Raw genomic sequence first — 12,449 nt, forward strand, 5'->3', positions numbered from 1 at the left:
GGTCGGATCATCATGACACAAGCCTTCGGCCAAACATAACCGAGTCTCGATTGTGGCCATTATAGGGGCCGACAATTGGGACAATAGTCAGCGGTAGTTGTTCTGAATCTTTCGAAGTAGGACAATTGCCGGCTTCACGTCACCACCAGCGACCTTGAATGGCCTTCCTTGCACTCGGTATCAACCACAAGACTGCTTCCGTAGACGTCCGCGAGCGCGTGGCCTTTACGCCAGAACAGCTGGTGGAGGCCTTGCAGCAGCTCTGCCGACTGACCGACAGCCGCGAAGCCGCGATCCTCTCCACCTGCAATCGCAGTGAACTTTATATAGAACAGGATCAGTTGTCGGCGGATATCGTGCTGCGCTGGCTGGCCGATTATCACAAGCTCAGTCTCGATGAGCTGCGCGCCAGTGCTTATGTGCATGAAGACGATGCGGCCGTTCGTCACATGATGCGCGTCGCCTCAGGGCTCGATTCGCTGGTTTTGGGCGAGCCACAGATTCTCGGCCAGATGAAGTCGGCCTACGCCGTGGCACGGGAGGCCGGCACGATTGGCCCGCTGCTGGGGCGGCTGTTTCAAGCCACCTTCAATGCCGCCAAGCAGGTGCGCACCGACACCGCGATCGGCGAAAACCCGGTGTCCGTGGCGTTTGCCGCGGTCAGCCTGGCCAAACAGATTTTCAGTGACTTGCAGCGCAGCCAGGCCTTGCTGATCGGCGCCGGCGAGACCATCACCCTGGTCGCCCGCCATCTGCACGAGCTGGGGGTCAAGCGCATCGTCGTCGCCAACCGTACGCTGGAGCGTGCCAGCCTGTTGGCTGAACAGTTCGGTGCCCACGCGGTGCTGCTGTCGGATATTCCGGCGGAGCTGGTGCGCAGCGATATCGTCATCAGCTCGACCGCCAGTCAGTTGCCAATCCTTGGCAAAGGCGCTGTCGAGAGTGCGCTGAAGCTGCGCAAGCACAAACCGATTTTCATGGTCGATATCGCGGTTCCCCGCGATATCGAGCCGGAAGTCGGCGAGTTGGACGACGTTTACCTGTACAGCGTCGATGACCTGCACGAAGTGGTCGCCGAAAACCTCAAGAGCCGCCAGGGCGCAGCGCAGGCGGCGGAAGAGATGGTTTCGGTCGGCGCCGACGATTTCATGGTGCGCCTGCGCGAACTGGCGGCAGTCGACGTGCTCAAGGCCTACCGTCAACAGAGCGAACGCCTGCGCGACGAAGAGCTGCAAAAGGCCCTGCGCCTGCTCGCTAACGGCGGCAATGCCGAAGATGTGCTCGGGCAATTGGCCCGTGGCCTGACCAACAAATTGCTGCATGCGCCCAGCGTGCAGCTGAAAAAGCTTTCTGCCGAAGGCCGCCTCGATGCGCTGGCCATGGCCCAGGAACTCTTTGCCCTTGAGGGCTCACCGGATAGTTTTTCGGATAAAAAACCGCAATGAAAGCGTCACTGCTCAACAAGCTGGACACCCTCCAGGACCGTTTCGAGGAACTGACCGCGCTGCTCGGCGACGCCGAGGTCATTTCCGATCAGACGAAGTTTCGCGCCTATTCCAAGGAATACGCCGAACTCGAGCCGGTCGTGCAGGCTTATGAAAAGCTGCTCGGCGTACAAAGCGATCTTGAAGGCGCACAGGCGCTGCTCAAGGACAACGACCCGGACATGCGCGAAATGGCCGTGGAAGAAGTCCGCGAAGCCAAGGAATCGCTGATTACCCTGGAATCCGACTTGCAGCGCATGCTACTGCCCAAAGATCCCAACGATGGCCGCAACGTGTTCCTCGAAATTCGCGCCGGCACCGGTGGCGACGAGGCGGCGATTTTCTCTGGCGACCTGTTCCGCATGTACTCGCGTTACGCCGAACGCCGTGGCTGGCGCGTGGAGATCCTCTCGGAAAACGAAGGCGAACACGGCGGCTATAAGGAAGTCATCGCGCGCATTGAAGGCGACAACGTTTACGGCAAGCTGAAATTCGAGTCCGGGGCGCACCGCGTACAGCGCGTACCGGCCACCGAATCCCAGGGCCGTATCCATACTTCTGCGTGCACCGTGGCGGTATTGCCAGAGCCGGACGAGCGCGAAGCCATCGAAATCAACCCGGCGGATTTGCGCGTCGACACGTACCGCTCCTCCGGCGCCGGTGGTCAGCACGTCAACACCACCGACTCGGCGATCCGCATCACCCACATACCGACCGGCACTGTGGTCGAGTGCCAGGAAGAACGTTCCCAGCACAAGAACCGTGCGCGGGCGATGGCGTGGCTGTCGGCCAAGCTCAACGATCAGCAAAACGCCGCGGCGGCCAACGCGATCGCCAGCGAGCGCAAATTGCTGGTCGGTTCCGGTGATCGTTCCGAGCGCATCCGCACCTACAACTATGCGCAGGGCCGGGTCACCGACCATCGCGTCAACCTGACCCTGTATTCGCTGGATGAAATTCTCGCCGGTGGCGTGGACGCGGTGATCGAACCGTTGCTGGCCGAATACCAGGCGGATCAGCTCGCGGCGATAGGTGAATAAATGACCATTATCGCCAGCCTGTTGCGCGCCGCCGAACTGCCGGATTCGCCGACGGCGCGTCTGGACGCCGAATTGCTCCTCGCCGCAGCGCTGGGCAAATCGCGCAGTTTTCTGCACACCTGGCCCGAGCGCATCGTCCCGAGCGAAGCGGCGCTGACCTTTGCCGAGTATCTGCAACGACGCCGTGGCGGCGAGCCGGTGGCCTACATTCTCGGCCAGCAGGGCTTCTGGAAACTCGATCTGGAAGTGGCACCGCACACGCTGATCCCGCGTCCCGACACTGAATTGCTGGTGGAAGCGGCGTTGGAACTGCTGCCCGCGACCCCGGCGAAAGTGCTCGACCTCGGCACCGGCAGCGGTGCCATCGCCTTGGCCCTGGCCAGCGAGCGCCCGGCGTGGCGAGTGACGGCGGTGGATCGCGTGCTCGAAGCCGTCGCGTTGGCCGAACGCAATCGCCAGCGCCTGCACTTGAACAACGCTACAGTGCTGAGCAGCCACTGGTTCAGTGCGCTGGCCGGTCAGCGTTTTCAGTTGATCATCAGCAACCCGCCGTACATCGCCGCCGCCGATCCGCATCTGGTCGAAGGCGATGTGCGCTTCGAGCCGGCCAGTGCGCTGGTCGCCGGTGAAGACGGTCTCGACGATCTGCGTTTGATCGTCGCTCAGGCGCCGGATCATCTCGAAGCCGGTGGCTGGCTGATGCTCGAACATGGCTATGATCAGGCCGAAGCCGTGCGCGATCTGCTGCTGACCCGCAGTTTTACCGAGGTTCACAGCCGCACCGATCTGGGCGGCCATCAACGCATCAGTCTGGGGCGCCTGCCGTGCTGAATGATCAGGAATTGCTGCGCTACAGCCGGCAGATTCTGCTGCAACACATCGACATCGACGGGCAACTGAAGCTCAAGGACGGTCGCGTATTGATTGTCGGCCTCGGCGGTCTCGGCGCACCGGTGGCGCTGTATCTGGCCGCTGCCGGTGTCGGTGCACTGCACCTGGCCGATTTCGACACCGTCGACCTGACCAACCTGCAACGGCAGATCATTCATGACACCGACAGTGTCGGCATGAGCAAGGTCGATTCGGCGCTCAAGCGCCTGGGTGCGATCAATCCCGAGATTCAGCTGATTGCCCACCGTCAGGCGCTCGACGAGAGTTCTCTGGCAGTCGCGGTGACGGCGGTGGATCTGGTCCTCGACTGTTCGGATAACTTTTCTACCCGTGAGGCCGTCAATGCGGCGTGCGTAGCGGCGGGTAAACCGCTGGTCAGCGGCGCGGCGATTCGCCTGGAAGGGCAGTTGTCTGTGTTCGACCCGCGGCGTGCCGAGAGCCCTTGTTATCACTGCCTGTACGGGCATGGCAGCGAAGCCGAATTGACCTGCAGCGAGGCGGGCGTGGTCGGGCCTTTGGTCGGTCTGGTTGGCAGCCTGCAAGCACTTGAAGCGCTGAAGATGCTGGTTGGTTTCGGCGAGCCGCTGGTAGGGCGCTTGCTACTGATCGATGCGCTCGGTTCGCGTTTCCGCGAATTGCGCGTCAAGCGCGATCCGGGTTGCAGTGTCTGTGGTTCGCGCCATGCGTGAAGCGCCGATCGGCGTGTTCGATTCCGGCGTCGGCGGCTTGTCGGTACTGGCTGAAATCCAGCGCTTGCTGCCCAATGAATCGCTGCTCTATGTTGGCGATTGCGGGCACATTCCCTACGGTGAGAAAACTCCGGAATTCATCCGCCAGCGCTGCAGCGCGATGGCCGGGTTTTTCCGCGAGCAGGGCGCCAAGGCCTTGGTGCTGGCTTGCAACACTGCAACCGTGGCCGGTGTGGCTGACTTGCGTCGAGACTTCCCGAACTGGCCGATTGTCGGCATGGAACCGGCGGTCAAACCTGCCGCCGCCGCGACCCGCAGCGGGGTGGTGGGCGTACTCGCCACCACGGGCACCTTGCAGAGCGCCAAGTTCGCCGCGCTGCTCGATCGCTTCGCTGCCGACGTGAAAGTCATCACCCAGCCGTGCCCGGGGCTGGTCGAGCTGATTGAAGACGGTGAGCTGCACAGCCCGCAATTGCGCGTGTTGCTGCAAGGTTACGTCGCGCCATTACTGGCTCAGGGCTGCGACACGATTATTCTCGGCTGTACGCATTATCCCTTCCTGAAGCCGCTGCTAAAGACGATGATCGGCGACGATATCAGCCTGATCGACACCGGCGCGGCGGTGGCCCGGCAACTGCAACGGTTGCTGGGTGAACGTGATCTGCTTGCCGCAGGACCATGCCAGCCTGTGAAGTTCTGGACCAGTGCCGATCCGCTGTCCTTCAGAAAAATCCTGCCGCTGCTGGGCCAATCCGCCGCAGATGTGCAAAACTTCGACTTGTAAAAAAAATGTGAAATAACTCGAAATAAGCTGAACTTCTGTTCGAGCGCAGATTTCTATAGCGACAGCAGCACTAAAAACCAAACGATCGTTCCGGAAAAGGAAGTTTCAAAGTGAAGCGACTATTCTGCTTGGCCGCGATTGCGGCCGCACTGATGGGGCAAAGCATTTCTGCACAAGCCGCTGGCGTTGAATTCGCCGTTGGCGGTACCAGCGATTCGACCATGACCTATCGCCTGGGCATGAATTTCGACTGGGACAAGAGCTGGCTGCAGAGCGACGTGGGTCGCCTGACCGGCTACTGGAGTGGCGCTTACACTTATTGGGAAGGTGACAAGACTTCCAGCAACAACAGCCTGTCGTTCTCGCCTGTTTTCGTTTATGAGTTTGCCGGCCAGTCGGTCAAACCGTACGTTGAAGCGGGTATCGGTGCGGCGTTTTTCTCTAACACCGAATACGAAGACAACAAAATCGGCGGTTCCTTCCAGTTCGAAGACCGCATCGGTTTCGGCCTGCGTTTCAATGGCGGGCATGAAGTCGGGATTCGTGCGACGCACTATTCCAACGCCGGCCTGTCCAGCGACAACGATGGTGTAGAGAGTTACGCACTGCATTACACGATGCCGCTGTAACCGCTACGCAGCTCCCCTTGCAGGAGTGAGCCTGCTCGCGATAGCGGAGTGTCAGTCAAACAATTTTCGGCTGACACTCCGCTATCGCGAGCAGGCTCACTCCTGCATTGGTTTGTGGTGTTTGAAAAATCAGCGGTAGGCCGTGGCGATGCCGCGCCGTTCCTCAATGCACTCCGGTGCACCCATTTCGAATTCGCGGCAGATCAGCGGGCGTTTTTCGTAGATCGTGCACATCATGCTGTCGCGATCCAGCGCTGCGCACCAGCCGTCGTCCAGACGCAGCATCACTTCGCCGCCCCACTCATCGGTATCGATAAAACGTTCAGGCACGCCCGTGTCGGTGATCAGCATGACTTCGAGCTGGCAACAGCAGGCTGCGCAGGTCGAGCAAGTGACCGCCGGTTCGGCGATTTGTTGATGAGGGATGGTTTTCATGGCGCCAGTGTAAGGCAGCGGTCGCTGTGCGTGTGAAAGCGCTGACAGACGCTCACTGCGCCAGGCGCCGGGCCATCGCGTGCAGCAGCGGAAACACCAGTGCCCAAAGCACACCGATGCCAATCAGTGTGGGCCAGTCGCCGTAGGGAAATTGCACCCCGGCCAGGCGCCCTCCTGCGTAGTACGACAGGGCACCGCCGACGGCCCCCAGCGCGCTGGCCAGCCACCACGGCCGAGCACTCCATTGCAGACAATGGCGCAACGTTGTCGCGAGCAATGCCCAGAGCAACATCAGCCACAGCGGAATCAGCGGCGACTCGTCGCTGAACTCGAACACGCCCAACGCGCGCAGAACACTGTCCAGCGCCGTGCCGACAATCACCACGCTGAGCACCAGCCGGCCCTCGGCCGCCCAACTGCTGAGCCAGCGCAGATGAATCACCAGCACCGCCAATGCCAGCAGCAACCACAGACTGTTGCCGCCCATCACGCAGGTCAGCCAGCCGAGCTGGAACAGTACCGCGTTGGCGACATTTTTAAGCATCGAAGCGTCCGAGCAGCGGCGCGGTGATCGCCGCCGGTTTTGCCAGCAGCAGTTGCGCCGTGCCAATCGCGCGCTCGAGGAAACCGCCCTCGCAGTAGCACAGATAGAACTCCCACAAACGCAGGAAATAATCGTCATAGCCCAGCTCGGTCAAACGACCGTGGGCCTGGCGAAAGTTTTCATGCCACAGGCGCAGGGTCCGCGCGTAGTGCAGGCCGAAATCTTCCATGTGCAGCAGGTTCATGTCGGTGTCGCGGCTGACCACATCGAGCATCTTCTGCACGCTGGGCAAGGCGCCGCCAGGGAAGATGTAGCGCTGGATGAAATCGACATTGCGGCACGCCTGTTCGTAGCGCTGTTCACGAATGGTGATGGCCTGGATCAGCATCAGCCCGTTGCTCTTGAGCAACTGCGCGCACTGCTTGAAGTAGGTCGGCAGGAAACGATGGCCGACCGCTTCGATCATCTCGATCGACACCAGTTTGTCGTACTGCCCGGTGAGGTCGCGATAGTCCTGCAACAGCAGCGTGACGCGATCTTGCAGGCCCAGTTGCTCGATGCGTTGCGCGGTGAATGCGTACTGCTCTTTCGACAGGGTCGTGGTGGTCACGCGGCAGCCGTAATGCTGCGCCGCATACAGCGCCATGCTGCCCCAACCGGTGCCGATCTCCAGCAAGTGATCGCCGGGTTGCAAAGCAAGCTTCTGGCAGATGCGCTGCAACTTGTTCAGTTGCGCCTGTTCGAGGCTGTCGTCGGGGCGCAGGAATTGCCCGGCCGAGTACATCATGGTCGGGTCGAGAAATTGCTCGAACAGGTCGTTGCCCAAATCGTAGTGCGCGGCGATGTTTTTCTGCGAGCCCTTGCGCGTGTTGCGATTGAGCCAGTGCAAGCCTTGCACCAACGGCCGGCTGATACGCGCCAGGCCACCTTCCATGGCATCGAGCACGTCAAGGTTGCTGACGAACACGCGCACCACCGCGGTCAGATCCGGCGAGCTCCAGTAGCCGTGAATGAACGCTTCGCCAGCGCCAATCGAACCGTTGCCGGCGACCATGCCCCAGAGTGCCGGATCGTTGACGTGGATTTCCCCCAGCAGCGTGCTGCCCGGAGTGCCGAACAGCAGACGTTCGCCATCCTCGACCACCAGCAGTTGTCCGTGTTTAAGCAGGCTCAATTGGCGCAAGACGCCACGGCGCAACAGCGACCCGGTCAAACCGTTGGTGCTGAGCCAACCGGCCGACAGACTAGAGGATTTCATGGCGGTGCTCCTTGGGAGACACAGTGGCGGTTTGAAAGCTGCCGTCGGCAGTCTGGTGGGCGAAAATCGGCGCGCGCTTGAGCAACAGGCGCAGCGCCTGCCAATAAATGGCCAATGCGGTTTTTGCGGTCATCCACGGGAAACGTCGCAGGTAACGATGCAGGCTGTGGCGATCGAGGCGTTCGCGTTGCAGGTTGAGCGTGGCGTCGAACAGTTTCTGTTCGCCCTGCCAGTCGGCCATGTGCACGCCGAGGTTTTGCGCGGCGGGGCTGAAGCTCATGCGGTATTCGAGATCGCGCGGCAAAAATGGCGACACATGAAAAGCCTTGGCCACGGCGAAGTGCTGATGAAAATCGCCCAGGCTCAGCGGTGCGCGCGCCGGCAGCACATAGTGATAGCGCTCGCGCCACGGCGTGTTGGTCACTTCGCAGACAATCGCCGCCAGTTGCCCGTCCGCCTCATGGCAGTAAAAGAAACTCACCGGGTTGAACGACAAGCCCCAACTGCGCACCTGGGTCAGCAGGCAGATCGAACCTTGCGGCTCATGCCCGATGGCCGCGCCGACCTGTTGGCGCACCGCATCGATCAGGCGCATGCCCTGGCCGGTGAACGCCTTGAGGTAGTCGGTTTCGCGGAAGGAAAACGGCGCGAAGCGACTGCGCCCGGCCAGCGGCGACAGGGCGAGAACTGCGTCCTGCTCGCTCAGATCGAGATACAGCAAGCCGATGCGGTAGCGGAATTCATGGCGACGCGGCGAGAAGCGCCGATGGCCGATCCAGCCGCTGTACAGGGCGCTGTTCACAGGGTTTCCCCGAACGCGGCGGCCACGCGCAAACCGCTGACCACACCGTCCTCGTGAAAACCGTTGGCCCAATAGGCGCCGCAATAATGCGTGTGCTGCGCGCCGTCCAGTTCGCCCCAGCGCTGCTGTGCCGCCACCGCGTTGAGGCTGAATTGCGGGTGCGCGTAGGTGTAACGGGCGAGCACCTTGTCCGTGCTGATGCCGGCGCTCTGGTTGAGGCTTACGCAAAACGTGGTGTCGCTTTGAATGCCCTGGAGAATGTTCATGTCGTAGGTGACGGCGGCGTGGGTGTGGCCGGCGCCGCTGAGCCGGTAGTTCCAGCTCGCCCACGCCAGTTTGCGTGTCGGCAGCAGGCGCGTGTCGGTGTGCAGCACTACTTCATTGTCGGCGTAGGGCAGGGCGCCGAGGATCGCCCGTTCGGCATCGCTCGGTGTGGCCAGCAGTTTCAGTGCCTGATCGCTGTGACAGGCGAACACCACGCGGTCGAAGTGCTCGATGCCGGCCGGGCTGTGGGTGACCACACCGTGGGTGTCGCGATCGACTCGAGTCACCGCACAGTTGGTGCGAATCCGTTCCTTGAACGAAGCGGTCAGCGGCGCGATGTAAGCGCTCGAGCCACCCTCGATGACTTGCCATTGCGGACGGTCGCTGACCGACAGCAGTCCATGATTCTTGAAAAAACGTACAAAGAACTGCAGCGGGAAGTTGAGCATTTCCGCCATCGACATCGACCAGATCGCCGAACCCATCGGCACGATGTAATGCAGGATGAAACGCTCACCGTAGCCGCCGGCCCTGAGGTATTCGTCCAGCGTGGTGTTGGCGGCGATGCGCAGTTCGAGCAGGTCGCGCTGGGCTTCTTTGTTGAAGCGCAGAATGTCGCGCAACATGCCCCAGAACCCCGGCGACAACAGGTTGCTGCGCTGGGCAAAAAGACTGTTGAGGTTGTTGCCGTTGTATTCCAGGCCGGTGTCGGGATCGTTCACCGAGAAGCTCATCTCGGTCGGTTTGAACGCCACCCCGAGTTGCCCGAGCAAGCGGATGAAGTTCGGATAGGTCCAGTCGTTGAACACAATGAAACCGGTGTCCACCGCATAGTCACGCCCGTCGACAGTCACCGGCACGGTATGCGTGTGGCCGCCGACCCAGTCGCTGGCCTCGAACACCGTGATGTCGTGGCGGCGATTGAGCAGGTAGGCGCAGGTCAGCCCGGCGATGCCGCTGCCGATGATGGCGATTTTCATGTCGGGTCCGTCAATGGCGGAGATTTGCGCACCATGCGTTTGCCGATCGCCAGTTGCACACGCGACGGCAGCTTCGACAGCGGCCACAGCGCCGCCATGAACAGTGCCGGAAAGGCGATCTCCAGCGGCCGGTCCTTGAGCTTGGCGAAGATGTGCCGCGCGGCCTTATCCACAGGCCAGCTCAGCGGCATGGGGAAATCGTTTTTCGCGGTCAGCGGCGTATCGACAAAGCCAGGGCTGACCACGGTAACTTCGATGCCTTCGTCGGCCAGATCGATGCGCAGCGATTCGAACAGATAACGCAAACCGGCCTTCGACGCGCCATAAGCTTCCGCCCTCGGCAGCGGCAGGTACGTCACTGAACTGGCCACGCCAACCAGATGCGGCGCGGTGCCTTTGCGCAGCAGGGGCAGGGCGGCTTCGATGCAGTAGCTGCTGGCGAGCAGATTGGTGCGCACCACGTGCTCGATGATCGATGAATCAAACTGTTTCGCGTCGACATATTCACAGGTGCCGGCGTTGAGGATCACCGAATCCAGCGAGCCCCAGTCTTGGGTAATCTGCTCGCCGATTTCGCGCACGGTCTGGCTGTTGGTCAGGTCGCCCGGCACCACCAGCACTTGTCCCGGATAGCGTTGCGACAAGACTTTCAGCGGCGCGATCTGCCGCGAGCTGACCGCCAGGTGCGCACCGGTTTTCAGAATTTCCTCAGCCAGTGCCGCGCCGATGCCACTGCTGGCACCGGTCAGCCAATAACGCCGTGGAGGTGTACGACTCATCCCATTCTCCTTTTTAGCCAGGCGATGACCCGGCCCAATACGGGTAAATGCTCATACAGCAGCGCCCCGGCATCGAAATAATCCCGATGGCGATAAACCTTGTCGTGCCACAGCAAATGCGAGCAGCCGCTGACGCGAATCACTTGCCCGCTCGCCAGACGCGGGTGGCGATAACTCATGACCCAGCGCAAGTAGCCTTCGCCGTCCGCGATCTGGTCGTAACCGTGAAAATCGAAGCGCAGTTCGCTGACGTTGGCGTACAGCTCGTTAAAGTAATCGCGCAATTGCTGCAAACCCTGCACTTCGTGCAGCGGGTCGGTGAAATGAATGTCGTGGCTGTACAGCTCGCCGAGGCGGTCCAGGTTGTCTTTGTTCAAGGTGGAAAATTGCCCGGCGAAGCGGTACAGGAACTCACTCATCATGGCCTCCGGCTGGCAGGCGCGACGGCAGGTTCTTGAACGCGGCCAGGGCACGCTCGCGCGAGGTGCTCAGATTGACGATCGGCGCCGGGTAATCCGCCACGCCGAACAAGCCGCCGAGTTTGGCCGGGTTGTGCACGTCTTTTTTGTTCAGACCGGCCAGCTCTGGCAGCCAGTGCTTGATGAACAGGCCTTCGCTGTCGAATTTCTCCGACTGGCTCAGCGGATTGAAAATCCGGAAGTACGGTGCCGAGTCGGTGCCGGTTGAGGAGCTCCACTGCCAGCCACCGTTGTTCGCCGCCAGATCGCCATCGATCAGATGACGCATGAAAAAGCGCTCGCCTTCGCGCCAGTCGATCAGCAGGTTCTTGGTCAGGAACATCGCCACGACCATGCGCAGACGATTGTGCATCCAGCCGGTTTCAAGCAATTGGCGCATCGCCGCGTCGATGATCGGCAGGCCGGTGCGCGCCTCTTGCCAGGCGGCCAGTTCGGCCGGCGCGTCACGCCAGGCCAGTGCTTCGGTTTCCGGGCGAAACGCGCGATGGCGCGAGACCCGCGGATAACCAACCAGAATGTGTTTGTAGAATTCGCGCCAGAGCAGCTCATTGATCCAGGTGACCGCGCCGACCTTGCCGCTTTCGAATTCGCCCTGATTGCTGTGCAGCGCGGCATGCAGGCACTGACGCGGGGAGATCACCCCGGCCGCCAGATAAGCTGAGAGCTGGCTGGTGCCGGGTTTCGCCGGGAAGTCACGCTCGCTCTGGTAATAGTCGATTTGCGCGTCGGTGAAGCTGTCGAGACGCCGGCGGGCTTCGTCTTCACCGGCCGGCCACAGCGCTTGCAGGGTTTGGCTCGGGGTGGCGAAACCGTTGATCGATGCGGGAATCGGATCGCTGCTGATGTGCAGCGCGGCTTGTTTGCCGGGTGCCTTGACCAGCGCCGGCAACGAGCGGTGCAGGCGTTCGTAACAGACCTTGCGAAACTGGCTGAACACCTGAAAGTACGTCTCGGTCCTGGTCAGCACGGTGCCGGGTTTGAACAGCAACTGATCGAGGTAGCTATGGAATTCGATGCCTGCGGCTTTCAGGGTTTGGCTAACGGCGGCATCGCGGCGACTTTCATGGACACCGTATTCCTCGTTGACGTGGACTGCCTGAATTCCGAGCTCCTTGCACAGTTTCAGCAGTTGCGCTGGCGCCTGATCCCAATGCGTCGCGGTGCGAATCAGCAGAGGAATATTCAGCGCGGCGAGGCTTTGGCTCAGGACGGTGAGGTTGCGCAACCAGAAATCGACCTTGCACGGCGCATCGTCATGTTCCTGCCATTGCTCTGGGCTCAGCAGGTACACGGCCACCATCGGCCCGCGCGCAGCGGCGGCGGCCAGGGCAGTGTTGTCATGTAGGCGCAAGTCGCAGCGCAGCCAGATCAATTGCATGTCGGAACTCACC

Annotated in this window: 14 protein-coding genes; 6 read left to right on the forward strand and 8 right to left on the reverse strand. The window is 61.3% G+C overall.

The window, feature by feature from the left end; all coding sequences use genetic code 11:
* Positions 1–158 precede the first annotated feature (158 nt).
* The 6 genes from hemA to BLU24_RS06220 all read left to right on the forward strand — a co-directional run bounded on the left by hemA (position 159) and on the right by BLU24_RS06220 (position 5,517).
* A complete protein-coding gene (gene hemA, locus BLU24_RS06195; RefSeq protein WP_093098369.1) occupies positions 159–1,445 on the forward strand; it encodes a glutamyl-tRNA reductase in 1,287 nt (428 codons plus the stop codon).
* Positions 1,442–2,524, forward strand: a complete 1,083-nt coding sequence (gene prfA / locus BLU24_RS06200; RefSeq protein ID WP_093098371.1) for a peptide chain release factor 1 — start codon at positions 1,442–1,444, stop codon at positions 2,522–2,524. Before hemA ends, prfA begins: the two co-directional genes overlap by 4 nt.
* Positions 2,525–3,355, forward strand: a complete 831-nt coding sequence (gene prmC, locus BLU24_RS06205; RefSeq protein ID WP_090286237.1) for a peptide chain release factor N(5)-glutamine methyltransferase — start codon at positions 2,525–2,527, stop codon at positions 3,353–3,355. It begins immediately after the preceding gene.
* A complete protein-coding gene (locus tag BLU24_RS06210) occupies positions 3,349–4,104 on the forward strand; it encodes a molybdopterin-synthase adenylyltransferase MoeB (protein WP_093098375.1) in 756 nt (251 codons plus the stop codon). Before prmC ends, BLU24_RS06210 begins: the two co-directional genes overlap by 7 nt.
* On the forward strand, positions 4,097–4,888 hold the full coding sequence (murI, locus tag BLU24_RS06215; protein WP_093098378.1) for a glutamate racemase: 792 nt from the start codon (positions 4,097–4,099) through the stop codon (positions 4,886–4,888). The genes BLU24_RS06210 and murI overlap by 8 nt, the downstream gene beginning before the upstream one ends.
* Before the next feature lie 110 nt (positions 4,889–4,998).
* Complete coding sequence (locus BLU24_RS06220) at positions 4,999–5,517, forward strand: acyloxyacyl hydrolase (RefSeq protein ID WP_090286231.1); 519 nt, start codon at positions 4,999–5,001, stop codon at positions 5,515–5,517.
* Between the two features lie 129 nt (positions 5,518–5,646).
* Here the strand turns inward: BLU24_RS06220 and BLU24_RS06225 are convergent, their stop codons facing one another.
* The 8 genes from BLU24_RS06225 to phrB are packed head-to-tail and all read right to left on the reverse strand — an operon-like array spanning position 5,647 to position 12,436.
* Complete coding sequence (locus BLU24_RS06225) at positions 5,647–5,952, reverse strand: YkgJ family cysteine cluster protein (protein ID WP_090286229.1); 306 nt, start codon at positions 5,950–5,952, stop codon at positions 5,647–5,649.
* 52 nt (positions 5,953–6,004) lie between these two features.
* Positions 6,005–6,496 (reverse strand): DUF2878 domain-containing protein, encoded by a 492-nt coding sequence (locus tag BLU24_RS06230; RefSeq protein ID WP_090286227.1) that lies wholly within the window; start codon positions 6,494–6,496, stop codon positions 6,005–6,007.
* Positions 6,489–7,754 (reverse strand): SAM-dependent methyltransferase, encoded by a 1,266-nt coding sequence (locus BLU24_RS06235; RefSeq protein ID WP_093098381.1) that lies wholly within the window; start codon positions 7,752–7,754, stop codon positions 6,489–6,491. Before BLU24_RS06235 ends, BLU24_RS06230 begins: the two co-directional genes overlap by 8 nt.
* Positions 7,741–8,556 carry a DUF1365 domain-containing protein gene (locus BLU24_RS06240; protein ID WP_093098384.1) on the reverse strand — a complete coding sequence of 272 codons (816 nt, stop codon included), beginning with the start codon at positions 8,554–8,556 and terminating at the stop codon, positions 7,741–7,743. The genes BLU24_RS06235 and BLU24_RS06240 overlap by 14 nt, the downstream gene beginning before the upstream one ends.
* A complete protein-coding gene (locus BLU24_RS06245; RefSeq protein WP_093098387.1) occupies positions 8,553–9,800 on the reverse strand; it encodes an NAD(P)/FAD-dependent oxidoreductase in 1,248 nt (415 codons plus the stop codon). The genes BLU24_RS06240 and BLU24_RS06245 overlap by 4 nt, the downstream gene beginning before the upstream one ends.
* Positions 9,797–10,579 (reverse strand): SDR family NAD(P)-dependent oxidoreductase, encoded by a 783-nt coding sequence (locus BLU24_RS06250; protein WP_093098390.1) that lies wholly within the window; start codon positions 10,577–10,579, stop codon positions 9,797–9,799. The genes BLU24_RS06245 and BLU24_RS06250 overlap by 4 nt, the downstream gene beginning before the upstream one ends.
* On the reverse strand, positions 10,576–10,998 hold the full coding sequence (locus tag BLU24_RS06255) for a nuclear transport factor 2 family protein (RefSeq protein WP_093098393.1): 423 nt from the start codon (positions 10,996–10,998) through the stop codon (positions 10,576–10,578). The genes BLU24_RS06250 and BLU24_RS06255 overlap by 4 nt, the downstream gene beginning before the upstream one ends.
* Entirely contained in the window at positions 10,991–12,436 is a 1,446-nt protein-coding gene (gene phrB, locus BLU24_RS06260) for a deoxyribodipyrimidine photo-lyase (RefSeq protein WP_172833316.1), read from the reverse strand. Before phrB ends, BLU24_RS06255 begins: the two co-directional genes overlap by 8 nt.
* Positions 12,437–12,449 lie beyond the last annotated feature (13 nt).

Source organism: Pseudomonas sp. Z003-0.4C(8344-21) (assembly GCF_900104975.1).
Classification (GTDB): domain Bacteria; phylum Pseudomonadota; class Gammaproteobacteria; order Pseudomonadales; family Pseudomonadaceae; genus Aquipseudomonas; species Aquipseudomonas granadensis.